Source organism: Rhodococcus sp. DMF-1 (genome assembly GCF_021441945.1).
In the GTDB taxonomy this organism is placed as follows: domain Bacteria; phylum Actinomycetota; class Actinomycetes; order Mycobacteriales; family Mycobacteriaceae; genus Rhodococcus; species Rhodococcus ruber.
This window is the reverse complement of the sequence record NZ_CP090442.1, coordinates 5,204,094-5,219,220: the sequence shown is the minus strand read 5'-3', so window position 1 is coordinate 5,219,220 and position 15,127 is coordinate 5,204,094. Positions and strand designations below refer to the sequence as shown.

Annotated in this window: 17 protein-coding genes and 1 pseudogene; 8 read left to right on the top strand and 10 right to left on the bottom strand. The window is 71.5% G+C overall.

What is annotated here, in order from left to right; genetic code table 11:
* Positions 1-99: 99 nt before the first annotated feature.
* Genes rlmB through carD form a run of 5 tightly spaced genes read right to left on the bottom strand, consistent with a single transcriptional unit; the run spans position 100 to position 4,153 of the window.
* Positions 100-1,062: a 23S rRNA (guanosine(2251)-2'-O)-methyltransferase RlmB gene (gene rlmB, locus LZP97_RS23955; RefSeq protein WP_010594578.1), complete on the bottom strand. Its 963-nt coding sequence runs from the start codon at positions 1,060-1,062 to the stop codon at positions 100-102.
* On the bottom strand, positions 1,062-2,456 hold the full coding sequence (gene cysS, locus LZP97_RS23950) for a cysteine--tRNA ligase (RefSeq protein ID WP_040273817.1): 1,395 nt from the start codon (positions 2,454-2,456) through the stop codon (positions 1,062-1,064). Before cysS ends, rlmB begins: the two co-directional genes overlap by 1 nt.
* A gap of 11 nt (positions 2,457-2,467) precedes the next feature.
* Positions 2,468-2,944, bottom strand: a complete 477-nt coding sequence (gene ispF, locus LZP97_RS23945) for a 2-C-methyl-D-erythritol 2,4-cyclodiphosphate synthase (protein ID WP_010594581.1) — start codon at positions 2,942-2,944, stop codon at positions 2,468-2,470.
* On the bottom strand, positions 2,945-3,637 hold the full coding sequence (gene ispD / locus LZP97_RS23940; RefSeq protein ID WP_048773409.1) for a 2-C-methyl-D-erythritol 4-phosphate cytidylyltransferase: 693 nt from the start codon (positions 3,635-3,637) through the stop codon (positions 2,945-2,947).
* A 27-nt stretch (positions 3,638-3,664) separates the two neighbouring features.
* Positions 3,665-4,153: an RNA polymerase-binding transcription factor CarD gene (gene carD, locus LZP97_RS23935; protein WP_003935974.1), complete on the bottom strand. Its 489-nt coding sequence runs from the start codon at positions 4,151-4,153 to the stop codon at positions 3,665-3,667.
* A gap of 287 nt (positions 4,154-4,440) precedes the next feature.
* Between carD and LZP97_RS23930 the strand changes: the two genes are divergently transcribed.
* The 3 genes from LZP97_RS23930 (at position 4,441) to dinB (ending at position 7,857) form a co-directional block, all read left to right on the top strand.
* Positions 4,441-5,079: a hypothetical protein gene (locus LZP97_RS23930; protein WP_010594583.1), complete on the top strand. Its 639-nt coding sequence runs from the start codon at positions 4,441-4,443 to the stop codon at positions 5,077-5,079.
* A gap of 92 nt (positions 5,080-5,171) precedes the next feature.
* Complete coding sequence (radA, locus tag LZP97_RS23925) at positions 5,172-6,584, top strand: DNA repair protein RadA (RefSeq protein WP_010594584.1); 1,413 nt, start codon at positions 5,172-5,174, stop codon at positions 6,582-6,584.
* Between the two features lie 25 nt (positions 6,585-6,609).
* Positions 6,610-7,857: a DNA polymerase IV gene (gene dinB / locus LZP97_RS23920; protein WP_010594585.1), complete on the top strand. Its 1,248-nt coding sequence runs from the start codon at positions 6,610-6,612 to the stop codon at positions 7,855-7,857.
* 54 nt (positions 7,858-7,911) lie between these two features.
* Here the strand turns inward: dinB and LZP97_RS23915 are convergent, their stop codons facing one another.
* Positions 7,912-8,472 carry a PaaI family thioesterase gene (locus LZP97_RS23915; RefSeq protein ID WP_010594586.1) on the bottom strand — a complete coding sequence of 187 codons (561 nt, stop codon included), beginning with the start codon at positions 8,470-8,472 and terminating at the stop codon, positions 7,912-7,914.
* Between the two features lie 97 nt (positions 8,473-8,569).
* On the opposite strand from LZP97_RS23915, the gene disA reads away from it, so the two are divergent.
* Complete coding sequence (gene disA / locus LZP97_RS23910) at positions 8,570-9,655, top strand: DNA integrity scanning diadenylate cyclase DisA (RefSeq protein WP_010594587.1); 1,086 nt, start codon at positions 8,570-8,572, stop codon at positions 9,653-9,655.
* A gap of 35 nt (positions 9,656-9,690) precedes the next feature.
* On the opposite strand, the gene LZP97_RS23905 is transcribed toward disA, so the two are convergent.
* Both LZP97_RS23905 and LZP97_RS23900 read right to left on the bottom strand, forming a co-directional pair.
* The gene (locus LZP97_RS23905) at positions 9,691-10,464 is read right to left on the bottom strand and encodes a hypothetical protein (RefSeq protein WP_010594588.1); all 774 of its coding nucleotides are present in this window, start codon (positions 10,462-10,464) and stop codon (positions 9,691-9,693) included.
* A 58-nt stretch (positions 10,465-10,522) separates the two neighbouring features.
* Entirely contained in the window at positions 10,523-11,149 is a 627-nt protein-coding gene (locus LZP97_RS23900) for a carbonic anhydrase (RefSeq protein WP_010594589.1), read from the bottom strand.
* A gap of 95 nt (positions 11,150-11,244) precedes the next feature.
* Here LZP97_RS23900 and LZP97_RS23895 point away from each other — a divergent pair, with 95 nt between their 5' ends.
* The gene (locus tag LZP97_RS23895; protein WP_010594590.1) at positions 11,245-12,120 is read left to right on the top strand and encodes an A/G-specific adenine glycosylase; all 876 of its coding nucleotides are present in this window, start codon (positions 11,245-11,247) and stop codon (positions 12,118-12,120) included.
* 7 nt (positions 12,121-12,127) lie between these two features.
* Here LZP97_RS23895 and LZP97_RS23890 read toward each other — a convergent pair whose 3' ends face one another.
* Complete coding sequence (locus LZP97_RS23890; protein WP_010594591.1) at positions 12,128-12,871, bottom strand: alpha/beta fold hydrolase; 744 nt, start codon at positions 12,869-12,871, stop codon at positions 12,128-12,130.
* Positions 12,872-12,903: 32 nt separating this feature from the next.
* On the opposite strand from LZP97_RS23890, the gene LZP97_RS23885 reads away from it, so the two are divergent.
* Positions 12,904-13,230 (top strand): antibiotic biosynthesis monooxygenase family protein, encoded by a 327-nt coding sequence (locus LZP97_RS23885; protein WP_010594592.1) that lies wholly within the window; start codon positions 12,904-12,906, stop codon positions 13,228-13,230.
* Between the two features lie 10 nt (positions 13,231-13,240).
* Positions 13,241-13,744 carry a DUF1990 family protein gene (locus LZP97_RS23880; protein WP_048773411.1) on the top strand — a complete coding sequence of 168 codons (504 nt, stop codon included), beginning with the start codon at positions 13,241-13,243 and terminating at the stop codon, positions 13,742-13,744.
* A 63-nt stretch (positions 13,745-13,807) separates the two neighbouring features.
* Here the strand turns inward: LZP97_RS23880 and LZP97_RS23875 are convergent, their stop codons facing one another.
* Positions 13,808-14,248: an OsmC family protein gene (locus tag LZP97_RS23875; RefSeq protein WP_010594594.1), complete on the bottom strand. Its 441-nt coding sequence runs from the start codon at positions 14,246-14,248 to the stop codon at positions 13,808-13,810.
* A 221-nt stretch (positions 14,249-14,469) separates the two neighbouring features.
* On the opposite strand from LZP97_RS23875, the pseudogene LZP97_RS23870 reads away from it, so the two are divergent.
* Positions 14,470-15,086: pseudogene (locus LZP97_RS23870) on the top strand (hypothetical protein).
* The last annotated feature ends 41 nt before the right edge of the window (positions 15,087-15,127 follow it).

Sequence of the window (15,127 nt, the reverse complement as noted above, 5' to 3'; positions counted from 1 at the left end):
GCCGGAAGCGGAACGGTTCCCCGACCCCCGCCGCACGGCCGACGGAACGACACCGGCCGCACGGCCGACGGAACGACACCGGCCGCACGGCCGACGGAACTACAGCATGCGGCGTTGACGCGCGATGTCCGCGAGCACGACACCGGCAGCGACGGACGCATTGAGCGACTCCACGTCACCGGCCATCGGGATCGACAGGATCGAGTCGCACGTCTCGCGGACCAGTCGGGACAGCCCCTTGCCTTCGGAGCCGACGACGATCACCACCGGGTCCGTGCCGTCGAAATCGTCGAGGGTGGTATCGCCCCCCGCATCCAGACCGACGACCCGGACCCCACGGGACTGCCAGTCCTTGAGGGTGCGCGTCAGATTGGTCGCCCGGGCGACGGGGAGGCGGGCCGCAGCACCCGCGCTGGTTCGCCATGCCACCGCCGAGACGGCAGCGCTGCGACGCTGCGGGATCAGCACGCCGTGGCCGCCGAACGCTGCGACCGACCGGATCACCGCACCGAGGTTCCGCGGGTCGGTGATGTTGTCGAGAGCCACCAACAGCGGCCGCTCGTGGTTGTCGTGGGCGACGGCCAGCAGGTCGTCCGGATGGGCGTAGCGATACGGCGGAACCTGCAATCCGATGCCCTGGTGCATGCCGTTGGCGGTGAGCCGGTCGAGCTCGCCGCGCGGGACCTCCAGGATCGAGATGCCGGCGTCCCCGGCCCGCTGCACGGCCTCCTTGAGTCGCTCGTCCGCCTCGGCGCCCACGGCGACGTACAGCGCCGTCGCGGGAACGTCCGCGCGGAGGCACTCCACCACCGGGTTGCGGCCCAGCACCATCTCCGGGCCGTCCTCGCCCTTGCGGCCGGCCGTGCTGCGGCCGCGCTTGTCGGCGGTCTTCGCCGCAGCACGGGCGCGCCGCGCGGCGGGATGGTAGGGACGGTCCTCGGCCTTGGGGGTGGCACCGCGGCCCTCGAGGCCGCGGCGGCGCTGCCCACCGGACCCGACGACCTGTCCCTTCTTGGTGCCGCCCTTGCGGACCGCACCTCGTCGCTGAGAATTACCAGCCATCACTGCCCTGCTTTCAGGGACCACTCGGGTCCGTTGGGCGTATCGGTCACCTCGATGCCCGCCGCCGTCAATCGATCGCGCACCTCGTCGGCGAGCGCCCAGTTCTTCGCAGCCCGCGCCGCCTGCCGGCGTTCGAGCTCTGCGGACACCAGCACCTCGAGGGCCTCGAGGGCCGCCGAATCGCTGCCAGCCACCTCGGCCCAGTGCGGGTCGAGCGGGTCCACCCCGAGGATCCCGAGCATGGCGCGTACCTGTCCGGCGATGTGCACCGCGGTGTCCAGGTCGCCGGCGTCGAGCGCCTTGTTGCCCTCGCTGCGCCGACCGTGGATCTCGGCGAGCGCCTTCGGCACGCCGAGATCGTCGTCGAGGGCGGCGGCGAACTCCTCGGTCCACGTTCCCACCGGGATCTCGCCGGCCCGGTCCCGGGTCTTGAGGACGAACGACTCCAGTCCGCGGTACCCCGCCGCCGCCTCGTGCAGAGCCGCGTCGGAGTATTCGAGCATGGACCGGTAATGGGCACTGCCCAGGTAGTAGCGCAGCTCCTGCGGGCGCACCCGGGCGAGGACGTTCGGGATGGACAGCACGTTGCCGAGCGACTTGGACATCTTCTCGCCGCCCATCGTCACCCAGCCGTTGTGCAGCCAGTACCGCGCGAACCCGTCGCCGGCAGCCTTGGCCTGGGCGATCTCGTTCTCGTGGTGCGGGAAGACCAGGTCCATGCCGCCGCAGTGGATGTCGAAGGACTCCCCGAGGTAGTACTCGGCCATCGCGGAGCACTCGAGGTGCCAGCCCGGGCGGCCGCGACCCCAGGGTGTCGGCCACGACGGCTCGTCCGGCTTGGCCGCCTTCCACAGGGTGAAGTCACGTGGGTCCCGCTTGCCGCTCCCCGCGCTCTCCCCCTGGTGGACATCGTCGATCCGGTGCCCCGACAACCGGCCGTACTCGGGGTAGCTGAGCACGTCGAAATACACGTTGCCGTCGGCCGCGTAGGCGTGGCCGGCGTCGATCAGGCGCTGCATCAGCTCGACCATCTGGGTGACGTGGCCCGTCGCGCGCGGCTCCACGGACGGCGGCAGCACTCCGAGCCGATCGTAGGCGTGCGCGAAGGCCCGCTCGTACGTCGTCTTCCACTCCCACCAGGGGCGGCCTGCCTCGGCGGCCTTGCGCAGAATCTTGTCGTCGATGTCTGTGACGTTTCTCACAAAGGCGACATCCAGGCCCTTCGCCATCAGCCAGCGCCGCAGCACGTCGAACGCGACGCCGCTGCGCACGTGGCCGATGTGGGGCTCGCCCTGGACCGTCGCGCCACAGAGGTACACCGAAGCCCGGCCGGGGATCAGCGGAACGAAATCCCGCACGGCCCGCGATTCGGTGTCGAACAAGCGCAAGGTCACGACCGGCAATCCTACCGGTCGTCGTCGCGCGGAAGGACGAGTGCCGTCGCGACGGCGGCGACGCCCTCGCCGCGCCCGGTCAGCCCGAGCCCGTCCGTCGTCGTCGCGGACACCGACACCGGCGCCCCGAGGACCTCGGACAGCACCTGCTGCGCCTCGTCGCGGCGGGGACCGATCTTCGGCCTGTTCCCGATCACCTGGACGGCCGCGTTCCCGATCGTGAAGCCCTGCAGGTCGAGCAGGCGCCGCACCTCGGCGAGCATCGACACCCCGCTCGCGCCGTGCATCTCCGGGCGGCCGGTACCGAAGACCGAACCGAGGTCGCCGAGACCGGCCGCGGAGAGCAGTGCGTCGCACAGCGCGTGCGCCGCGACGTCACCGTCCGAATGGCCTGCGCACCCGTCGGCATCCTCGAACAGCAACCCGGCCAGCCGGCACGGCCGTCCGGGCTCGATCGGATGGACATCGGTACCGATCCCGACGCGCACTCAGCTCTCCTGTCCGACGGGGGCCCCGGCCGCGAGCACGGCGCGGGCCAGGACCAGATCGAGCGGTGTGGTGATCTTGAAGGCGAGCGGTTCGCCCGGAACGGTGTACACGCTCTCGCCGAGACGCTCGACGAGGCCCGCGTCGTCCGTGGCGTCGCCGGCGCCGGCGTTGGCTCGGCGCAACAGGTCGGCGGCGAATCCCTGCGGCGTCTGCACCGCGCGGAGAGCGGACCGGTCGGGGGTGCCGGTGACCCGGCCCGCGCCGTCGACGCTCTTGACGGTGTCTGCGACCGGCAGCACCGGGATCACCGCGCGACGACCGCCGCGCAGTTCCGCCACGATCCGGGCGAACAGCTCCGGTGGGGTCAGGGCGCGTGCGGCGTCGTGCACCAGGACGTGGGCGGCGTCCTCCGCGGCCGCCAGTCCGGCGCGCACCGAATCGGTGCGTTCCGCGCCGCCCACCACCACTTGCACCTGCGGCGGCGCCGTGGCTGCGACGGACGTCACCAGGTCCGGCGGCACCACCACGACGACCCGGTCGACCACCGCCGAGGTCAGCATGGCCTCGACGGCCCGGTCCAGCATCGTGCGCCCGTCGAGTTCGACGAACGCCTTGGGCAGGGATTCGCCCAGGCGGACACCACGGCCGGCCGCCGGAATGATTCCGACGACCGGCCCGTTGCGATCGTTCATCTGCAGTTCTGCGGTGCGCGTGGCCGCTCAGGAGGCGGCGGCGAGCACCTCGTCGAGCAGGCTGTCGGCCTTGACGTCGTCCGTGCCTTCCGCGAGCGCGAGCTCGCCGACGAGGATCTGCCGGGCCTTGGCCAGCATTCGCTTCTCACCTGCGGACAAGCCGCGGTCCTGCTCCCGCCGCCACAGGTCGCGCACGACCTCGGCGACCTTGTTCACGTCTCCGGAGGCCAACTTCTCGAGGTTGGCCTTGTACCGCCGCGACCAGTTGGTCGGCTCTTCGGTGTGCGGTGCGCGCAGCACCTGGAAAACCTTGTCGAGGCCTTCTTGCCCGACCACGTCGCGAACACCGACGTATTCCGCATTATCCGCAGGTACCCGAACCGTCAGGTCGCCCTGGGCGACTTTCAGAACGAGATATTCCTTCTGCTCACCCTTGATGGTGCGAGTTTCGATAGCTTCGATCAGCGCCGCACCGTGATGGGGGTATACGACGGTATCTCCGACCTTGAAAATCATGTGTCCCGTGCCCCTTTCGATTCTTCGAGTTTAACACGTGCTCACATCCGGCTCCCATCAACGGCGCAGGTCAGGGGCACAGAGGCGCGCGCGTAGGACTTGACAGCCAACCGGTTCCGTGTATCCCGTGATATTCGACACGTCGCCCGGGGCGGCCCCCGGCGGCCCCGCCGAGTCGGTCCGGGCAGGACGAAAGCCACGACTTCCGCCCCCGGCGCAGACTCGGCGCTCTTCGACTACTACTCTGCCTAGTGGATTGCGAGCCTTACTCGAGTGGAGGACAACCCGTGACTGCTCTCAAAGCGCCGACTCGCCGAGTCGCGACCGCTCTCGCCCTGGCCGCGGGTGCGGCGCTCACGCTGTCCGCCTGCGGCGCCGGCCAGATCAGCCAGACCGCCACCCAGGTGGCAGCGGTCAACGGCAACAGCGCCGAACTCGGGGACATCGCGCTGCGCAACGTGCACGTGATCTACCCGGACTCCGAGGAGTACAGCCTCGAACCCGGAGGCAAGGCCGCACTCGGCTTCACCGTGGTGAACCTGAGCGAGACCACTCCCGACGAGCTGACGCGTATCACCACCGACTTCGCGTCGTCGACCACCGGCGTGTCCGGTCTGCGCATCGAGCCGCAGGCGTCGATCTCGGCCGGCCTGACCGGCGAGACCCTCGCCGAGGACGCGACCGCCGAGGCCGCAACCGACGAGTCCCCGCGTCCCGCCGAGGCCGCGGAGTCCTCCGATACCCCGTCCGTCGCCCAGGTCGAGCTCACCGGCCTGAAGGAGGGCGTGCGCCCGGGCCTGACCATTCCGGTCACGTTCACCTTCGCCGAGGCCGGCGACGTCACCATGCAGGTCCCGGTCGACGCAGGCACGGACGTCGAGCGCAACGTTTCCGAGAAGTCGCCGGTCGAGGGCGACGGCCACTGACCGGCACCCCGACGCATCCCGGGGCCCGGCCCGAGCACTCCGCTCGGTCCGGGCCCCGTTCTCGTGTCGGCCCCCGGTCCTAGGCTGACGCGGTGGCAAAGACGAAGTCGATCTACCGGTGCACCGACTGCGGGCACACCGTCGCGAAGTGGGTGGGCCGCTGCCCCGACTGCGGGACGTGGGGTTCGATGGACGAGGCACCGGCGTTGCCCGCCGCGGTGGCGGCGCGGCCCGGCACCTCGCTCGCCCGCGCCGGGGCCGCCGCACTGCTCCCGACCACCCCCGCCACACCGCTGACCCTCGTCGACAGCAGGACCACCCACGCGAAGCCCACCGGCATCGAGGAACTCGACCGAGTGCTCGGCGGGGGCGTCGTTCCCGGCTCGGTGGTACTGCTCGCCGGGGAACCCGGCGTCGGTAAGTCCACACTTCTGCTCGAGGTGGTCCATCGCTGGGCGCAGCGCGGCAGCGACGACCGGGCCCTCTACGTCACCGGGGAGGAATCCGCGGGCCAGGTGCGCCTGCGCGCCGACCGCACCGGTTCGGTGCACGAACGCGTCTTCCTCGCCGCCGAGTCGGACCTGGCGACCGTCTTCGGTCACATCGAGCAGGTGAAACCGACCCTCCTCGTCGTCGACTCCGTGCAGACGATGCTCGCCGCCGACGTCGACGGCGTGTCCGGCGGCGTCACCCAGGTCCGGGCGGTGACCAGCGCGCTGACCTCGCTCGCGAAAGCCAGCGGTGTCCCGGTGCTGCTCATCGGGCACGTCACCAAGGACGGTGCGGTGGCGGGGCCGCGCTCGCTCGAGCACCTGGTCGACGTGGTTCTGCACTTCGAGGGCGACAAGCACTCCACCCTGCGCATGGTGCGGGGTGTGAAGAACCGCTTCGGCGCCGCCGACGAGGTGGGCTGTTTCGAACTGACCGAGGGCGGCATCGTGGGCGTCAGCGATCCGTCGGGACTGTTCCTGCACCACCGGACCGAGGAGGTGGCGGGGACCGCCGTGACCGTCACCATGGACGGTAAACGGCCCCTGCTCGGCGAACTGCAGGCCCTGGTCGTGCCGACGCAGAACCCTGCACCCCGGCGTGCCGTCAGCGGTCTGGATGCGGCACGGGTCGCGATGGTGCTGGCCGTCCTCGAGCGGCGATGCCGGCTGCCGCTGGGCAAGTGCGACGTCTACGCCTCGACCGTCGGCGGCATGCGCATCACCGATCCGGCGGCGGACCTGGCGCTGGCCTTGGCGGTCGCGTCGGCTGCGCGCGAGCGCCCCCTGCCGCCGGGCACGGTGCTGCTCGGCGAGGTCGGCCTCGCCGGCGAGGTCCGCCGGGTCACCGGAGCCGGCCGCCGCATCGCAGAGGCGAGCCGGCTCGGTTTCGGCCGCGCGATCGTGCCGCACGAACTCGCGCAGCCGGGGCGGCGGACGTCGCGGCCCCCGGGCTCCGACGGCGGTCCGATCGAGGTCGGCAACGTCGGTCAGGCCCTGGCCGCGCTGGGACTGTAGTCCTGTCGGAGCCGGATGCGAACATGTGTTCGTGTCCGGTCTCGCGACCATCCTGCATGCCGACCTCGACTCGTTCTACGCCTCGGTCGAACAACGCGACGACCCGCGCCTGCGCGGCCGTCCCGTGATCGTGGGCGGGGGCGGCGTCGTTCTCGCCGCCAGCTACGAGGCGAAAGCCTTCGGCGTCGCGACGGCGATGTCCGGGCGCGGCGCCCGCGCCCTGTGCCCGGCGGCGATCGTCGTTCCTCCCCGCATGCACGCGTACACGCGGGCCAGCCGCGCCGTGTTCGCGGTGTTCGAGCAGACCACGCCACTCGTCGAGGCGCTCTCCATCGACGAAGCCTTCCTCGACGTCGCCGGCCTGTGGCGGATCGACGGCACCCCGGGGGACATCGCCGCCCGGCTGCGGCGCGACGTCGCCGAACAGGTCGGGTTGCCGATCACGGTGGGGGTGGCCCGGACCAAGTTCCTCGCCAAGGTCGCGAGCGGCGTCGCGAAGCCGGACGGGCTGCTGGTGGTGCCACCCGACCGGGAACTCGAGTTCCTGCGTCCGTTACCGGTCGAACGGCTGTGGGGCGTCGGCAGGGTGACCGCCGCGACGCTGCACGCGCACGGCCTCCACCGCGTGGCCGACCTCGCGCGGGAGAGCGAGGTCGAACTCGTCGCGCTGCTCGGCAGGTCGGTGGGACGCCATCTGCATGCGCTGGCGCACGGACACGATCCGCGGCCCGTCCGGCCCCACCGTCGGCGCCGGTCCGTGGGGGCGCAGCACGCCCTCGGCCGGCCCCGCAGCGCCGCCGGACACGATCCCGGGTTGGTCGACGCGACCCTGCGGATGCTGGTGGAACGGGTCACCGGCCGCATGCGTGCGGCCGGGCGTGCCGGCCGCACCGTGGTGCTGCGCCTGCGCTTCGCCGACTACTCCCGGGCGACGCGATCGCACACGCTGCGCGCACCCACGGCCCGCACGGACGTCGTCCTCGGCGCCGCGCGGGAACTGCTCGGCCTCGCGCAGCCACTGGTCTCGGACCGGGGGCTGACCCTGATCGGGGTGGCCGTGTCGAATCTCGACTCCGCGGGCACCGAACAGCTCGAGCTGCCGTTCGACGAACCGGCCCGCGACGGCGCGGCAGCCGGTCACCCGGCCCTCGACCGTCACGCACTGGACGCCGTGCTCGACGATGTGCACGGCCGGTTCGGCACGCGCGCGCTCACCTCGGCCTCGGTGCTCGGCCGGCGGCCGCACCCGGCCGTGCCCCTCCTCCCGGAGTGACCCGGTGTCAGACGGACCGGTGTCAGACGGACTCGGTGTCGGACGGACCCGGTGTCAGACGGACGAGGTGCCGTGCGGCGACACGGGGACCCCGTCGACGAAGTCCTTCGCCCTGTCGAAGTGCTGCGCACCGACGGTGAGGAACAACCCGCGCGACGTCGCGACGACGACATCCGGATCGGCGAACGGTCCCTCGACGATGCGGGCCTCCGCGCTGGTGTAGACCTTGCGGCGCACGGTGCCGTCGATCCGCGCGCGCAGTTCCAGCACCGACCCGAGCGGGATGGGCGCGGCGAAGTCGATCTGCAGGTGGCCGGTGACGACGGGCCGGCGCAGCACCATGCACGCCATGCCCTGCGCCTCGTCGAACGCCGTCGTCAGGATCCCGCCGTGGATGAAACCGGGACCGCCCTGGTAGCGGTTCGCGACGTCGAGCATGCCGGTGACCTCGAGGCCCTCCCCGAAGGTGAACTGCATCGCCATTCCCGCGGGCTGGTCGTCCCCGCAGCCGAAGCACTTGCTCCAATGAGACGGAATCGGTGCGCCCGCCCCGGGATGGTCGTCGGGAAGCTCGGGAAGGGCGAGGTCGTCGGGCAGGGTCCAGGTACCGCTCATGGGGAAGTAATCTAGTCGGCGGTTCGGTCGGCTCCACCGGGCGGACCGACACGAAGTGACGTTCGCCGCACCGGCCGGACACGGGAAGGAACCATCGATGACCGATGTGGCACCGTCCGTGACGCTGCGCGAGACCATCGCCCGGCTGGCACCCGGCACCGCCCTGCGCGACGGTCTCGAGCGCATCCTGCGCGGCCGCACCGGAGGCCTCATCGTTCTCGGTTTCGACGACGAGGTGGCGGCGCTGTGCGACGGCGGCTTCGAGCTGGACGTGGAGTTCGCTCCCACCCGGCTGCGTGAGCTGTCGAAGATGGACGGCGCGGTCGTGGTGTCCACCGACGGCAGCCGGATCGTGCGGGCCAACGTGCAGCTGGTACCCGATCACCGGATCCCGACCGTCGAATCGGGAACGCGGCACCGCGCCGCGGAGCGCACCGCGATCCAGACCGGCTACCCGGTGGTGTCGGTGAGCCAGTCGATGAGCATCGTGACCGTCTACGTCGACAGTCAGCGGCACGTGATCAACGATTCGGCGACCATTCTCTCGCGCGCCAACCAGGCCGTCGCGACGCTCGAGCGCTACAAGTCGCGGCTGGACGAGGTCACCCGGCAGCTGTCGGTGGTGGAGATCGAGGACTTCGTGACGCTGCGCGATGCGCTCACCGTCGCGCAGCGGCTCGAGATGGTGCGGCGCGTCTCGGTGGAGATCGAACAGGAGGTGCTCCAACTGGGCACCGACGGCCGCCAGCTGGCGCTGCAGCTCGAGGAGCTGGTGGGCGACAACGACCTGGCCCGCCAGCTGATCGTGCGGGACTATCTGGCCGGTTCGGAGGCCCCGCAACTCGTCGCGGTCGAGCAGACCCTGGCCGCGCTGGATCGGCTCACCGACGTCGACCTGCTGGATCTGACGACGTTGGCGCGCGTGTTCGGGTATCCGGGCACGATCGAGGCCCTGGACACCGCGACGAGTCCGCGTGGCTATCGCGTGCTGCATCGCGTGCCGCGGCTGCAGTCCTCGCAGATCCATCGGCTGGTGAGCTCGTTCGGGAGCTTGCAGGGCCTGCTCGCGGCAACGGCGGCGGACCTGCAGTCCGTGGAGGGGATCGGCGGGCTGTGGGCGCGCTCCATCCGCGAAGGCCTGTCGCGTCTGGCGGAGTCGTCGATCAACGGCCCGTACGACTGATCCGCGGCTCGCAGCGGCGCCGGTCGGGCGACGGATCAGGCGATGTTGAACGGCTCGGGGGTGCTGCGCAGGCCGCCGAGCTGGCCGACCACCGTGTACGCGCCGGCCGGAACCCGCTCCCGTGGCGCCTGGCATCCGGGCTCGGAGGTCGTTCCGGACCACTTCACCGCGAAGGCGGCCTGGTCGCCCGGAGCCAGCTTGCGCACATCGGCGGTCGACTCGGGGAAGCAGTCGGTATTCGACCACAAGCGCCGGCTGCCGTCGAGCGAGTACACCAGCACCTGCTGCAGACCCGCGCCGAGATCACGCTCGCACGCGGTCGTGCCGATGTTCGTGATGACGATCGTGAACTCGGGTTCCTCACCCACCTGGTAGTTGGGCCGGTCCGCGGTCACCCGCACGGCGAGCGCCTGGTCCGGGCACTGCCCGGCGGCGACGGCGGATGCGCTCGCCGCCGCGGAACTCGAGGACGCGGCGGATCCCGACGGCGTGCTCGACTGGGACGACCCCGACTGGGACGACCCCGACTGGGTGCCGCCGGAGGACCCGCCGGGCCCGGCCGCGGCGACACCGTCGGCCGTATCCTCGTCCGTCTCCTCCCCCGTGCTGCTGGTCGGGGTGCGGGTGGTGCTGGTCTCGGACGTCAGGACGCCGGCGGCCGCCGGATCCGGCTCCGGGTCGTCGCCCCCGCCGGTCAGGGACAGGACGAGCCACACGACGAGCGCGAGCACGACCACGCCGACACCCACGGCGAGCGCGCGTCGACGCCAGTAGATCTCGGGGGGCAGCGGCCCGTTCGGTTCAAGCACGTCTCCCACGGTATGTGCCACCGGCGAGGGGCCGCCGCACCGAAGTCGGCGTGTCGCGTCAGTCGACCGTCACACCGATGTCGCCGACGTGTCCCTGCAGCTGGACGTGTCCGTCGGAGAGCTTGTAGGTCACGCCCGCGATGGCGCACTGCCCGTTGGCGATGCGCTCGGCGATGATCTGGGACCGCTGACCGATCAGCTTCGCGGTCTCCACCACATGCCGGCCCTCGAGCTCGTCGACGGTGGACAGCCCGTCGTTGCGACCCATGAGGATCGACGGTGCGACCCGCTCGACGATGTCCCGGATGAACCCCGGAGGAATCCGACCCTCGTCGAGGGCGTCCAGGGTCGCCTTGACCGCGCCGCAGCTGTCGTGTCCGAGCACGATGATCAGCGGCACGTTCAGCACACCCACGGCGTACTCGATCGAACCGAGGACGGCGCTGTCGATCACGTGCCCCGCGGTGCGCACGACGAACATGTCACCGAGGCCCTGGTCGAAGATGATCTCGGCGGCCACCCGGGAGTCACCGCATCCGAAGAGCACGGCGATGGGGTGCTGCCCGTTGACCAGTTCGGCGCGACGGTCGATGCCCTGGCTGGGATGCAGCGGGGTACCACTGACGAAGCGCTGGTTACCCTCGGTCAGGGCCTTCCAGGCGGAGATGGGGTTGGAGTTCGGCATACGGACATTATCCACCCTGGCCTGTGACGCGCCCCGCACGGCCGGGTTACCGCGAGGTCACATCGGTCCGAGATTCCGACAGGAGGACGTGAGAGATGCCGGTCGACGCGACCGCCCTGCTGCGGTGGTACGCCGCCGAGGCGAGGGATCTGCCGTGGCGCGAGGACGGGGTGACCGGCTGGCAGATCCTGATGAGTGAGGTGATGCTGCAGCAGACCCCGGTGGTCCGGGTGGCCCCGATCTGGCTGGAGTGGGTGCAGCGCTGGCCGGTGCCGTCGGCGATGGCCGCGTCGAGCCGGGCCGACGTGCTGCGCGCGTGGGGCAAGCTCGGATATCCGCGACGGGCCCTGCGGCTGCACGAGTGCGCCGCCGTCCTGGCCGCCGAGCACGGCGACGAGGTGCCGGCGGACGTGGACGTGCTGCTGACCCTGCCCGGCATCGGCGCCTACACGGCGCGTGCCGTCGCCTGTTTCGCGTACGGCCGGCGGGTCCCGGTGGTGGACACGAACGTCCGCCGGGTCGTCGCACGCGCGGTGCACGGCGCGGCCGAGCCCGGCAATCCCTCGACGACGCGGGACCTGGCCGACGTCGAGGCGCTGCTGCCGCGCACCCGCGAGCGGGCGGCGACGTTCTCCGCAGCCCTGATGGAACTCGGCGCGACGATCTGCACGGCCCGCTCACCCGACTGCGCCCGGTGTCCGCTCCCGCGGTGCGAGTGGGTGGAGGCCGGCCGGCCCGCCCACGACGGCCCGCAGCGACGGGTGCAGAAGTTCACGGGCACCGACCGTCAGGTGCGGGGCAAGCTCATGGCGGTGTTGCGCGAGAGCGACGTCCCCGTCGAGCGGCCGGTGCTGGACCGGGTGTGGCTCGCGGATCCGGGGCAGCGCGACCGGGCGCTGCACTCGCTGCTAGTGGACGGCCTGGTCGAGCAGACCGACGACGGGCGTTTCGCGCTCGCCGGCGAAGGCTGAGCCGCGCTCACTCGTCGAGCGTGTCGAGGAATCGCTCGACCTCGGCGCGGTACTCGCCGGGGCGCTCGTCGTGCACCAGGTGCCCCGCGCCCGGGACCCGGACGTACCGGGACCGGGGGTGCTCGGCGGCCATCCGCCGCATCTGCCCTTCGGGCGTGATGGTGAACTCGCCCTCGACGAGCAGGGCCGGCACCGAGATCGACCGCCACTGGTCCCAGAAGTGCCGGGAGCCCCACTCCTCGGAGATGTCCCTGAAGGTGCCCACCTCCCCGTGCAGGTACCAGCCGTCGGCGCGATGCTCGAAGGAATCGAGGAAGTACCGCCCGGCGACGTCGCCGAAGTAGCCGACGACCGCGTCCTCGTCCGGAAACGGCTGCGGCCACTGCGCGATCATCGCGGCCCAGTCCGCGGCGGTGCGGCCACGGAAGTCGGGGGCCATGTCCTCGACGACGAGGCCGGCCACCCGGTCGGGGTGCGCGGCGGCGAAGCACCACCCGTGCAGCGCGCCCATCGAGTGCCCGATCACCACCAGGGGTTCACCGATGTCGTCCACGTGCGCGGCGAGGTCGGCGACGAACGCCTCGGTGGTGAGCCGGTCCGGGGCGGGACGCCCGTGGCCGGCGGCATCGAAGGTGTGGACGCGACCGTGGCTGCGCAGCCACGGCACGTGCCGTCGCCAGGTGCGGGAGCTGCCCATCAGGCCGTGCAGCAGCAGGATCGGCCGCCCGGAACCACCTTCGTCGTGCAACACAACCGCCAAGGTAGCGGAGTACGCTCGCCGCCATGGCAGTGGTGAAGATCAACGCAATCGAGGTCCCCGAGGGCGCCGGCCCGGAACTGGAGACGCGCTTCGCGCATCGGGCGCACACCGTGGAGAACTCCCCCGGATTCCTCGGATTCCAGCTCCTGCGTCCGGTGCAGGGCGAGTCGCGCTACTTCGTGGTGACCCAGTGGGAGTCGGAGGAGGCGTTCGCGGCCTGGCGGGACGGCCCGGCCCGGCAGGCGCACGCCGGTGAGGCGAAGCGACCGGTCGCATCGGGTGCGTCGTTGCTCGAGTTCGAGGTCGTACTCGACGTCAAAGCCACCGGCGAGGACGCCGCCCGGGACTGAGCGTGCCGACGTGAACGCACAGCGCTCGTTCAACTACCCGCACGTCGGCGCGACCCGCGGCGAGACGCCGGCGGGGTTCCGGCACGCGCACCTGACCTCCCGCCTCGGCTCGGGCGACGTCGCGTTCCGCACCGCCATCCGGGCGCTCGAAAGCTGGAACATGCAGCGGCATGCGGGTTTTCGCGTCGATTCACACACCCCCGCCCCGCGGACGGGACTGGAGGTACGGCTGGATCCCCCTTTCGGTCCGGTGCGCTGGGGGGCGTGGTGCCGGGTGGTCTACGTCGTCGACGAGCCGAACCGTCGCGGCTTCGCCTACGGCACGCTCGAGGGACACCCCATCAGCGGGGAAGAGGCGTTCGTGGTCGAGCGACGACCCGACGGCGTGGTGTTCGGGCACATCACTGCCGTCTCCCGGCCCGGTCGCTGGTTCACCCGCCTCGGTGCACCGGTCCTGCCGCTCGCTCAGCGGTGGATGATGGGCCGTTACCTCGACGCGCTCACCGGCGGCTGAAACAGCGCGAGTGCGCACCTCCCGGCGGTCGTCGCCGCGGGACGTGCGCACTCGCCGGGTCGTTCAGGATTCGAGCGCTGCGTCGAGCGTGATGTCCACCCCGGTCAGGGCCTTGCTGACCGGGCACCCCTCCTTGGCTCCCTGCGCCGCCTTCGCGAACCCGTCGGCGTCGAGACCGTCGACCTCGCCGCGGACCGTCAGCTTGATGCCGGTGAGCCGGAATCCGCCGTTCGGGTCCGGGCCGAGCGAGACGTCGGCCGTGACGTCGAGGCTCTGCGGTGTGCCGCCGGCCTCGGCGATGAGCGCCGAGAGCTGCATCGCGTAGCACGACGAGTGCGCCGCGGCGATGAGTTCCTCCGGGCTGGTGGTGCCGTCGGCGTCGTCCGCCGCCCGCTTGGGGAACGAGACATCGAACGTGGCGCGGCCGGAGCTGGTGAGTTCGACCTGGCCTGCGCCGTCCTGCAGGCCACCGTTCCAGGCTGTGCGAGAGGTACGTGTGGGCATCGATCGGTCCCTTTCGTCGTAGCGTGTCCTCTCCGCCGAACCTACGCCACGTGGCGCGGCGCGGCGCTGCTTCCGCACGGCGGCGAGCCGCCCGGGCAACGGCGGCGAGCCGCCCCTGCAACGGCGGCGAGCGCCCCGACAACAGCGGCGAGGCGCCCCGGCACGCGCCGCACGAACCACAATCTGCACGACGCCGGGCCGCGCCCACTAGGTTCGCGGGTGTGTTCACCCGGCCGACGCTGCGCCGCGAATCGCGACTGTTCGTCGTCGGTTCCGCCCTGTTCGGGGCCGGTGCCGGCGGCGTGCTCGTCCTCCCCGCCGCCACCTCCAATCTGCTCTACTTCGTGGGTTCGTGGTTCTTCACCGCGGCGGCGACGGTGCAACTGCTGCTGACGCACCGCCCGCCGACGGTGACCCGCGTGGACCGGTACGACTGGTGGTCGGCCGCGGTGCAGTGGGTCGGCACCCTCGCATTCAACGTGAGCACGGGATTCGCGCTCGTCGCCGGTCTGACGGCGACCGAGGAGCGGAATCTCGTGTGGCGCCCCGACGCTGTCGGCTCGGTGTGCTTCCTCGTCAGCAGTGCCCTGGGGTGGTGGCCACCACCGACACCGATGCGCTGTGGGATCCGCACGCCCGCAACTGGCGCAGCACCTGGCTGAACATGCTCGGTTCGCTCGCCTTCGGTGCCGCGGCCGTCGGCGCCCACGTCGACCCGGCGGGCGCAACGTTCGCGCCGAGGCTCGCCGACGTCGGCACGTTCGTCGGGGCGCTGTGCTTCCTCGTCGCGGCGCTGTCGATGCGTCCGGCCGACCCGCCGGGCCCGCATCGAACCTGACGTCCCGGGTCTCGGCAGGAGACCGGCGCGGGTGGTCCAAT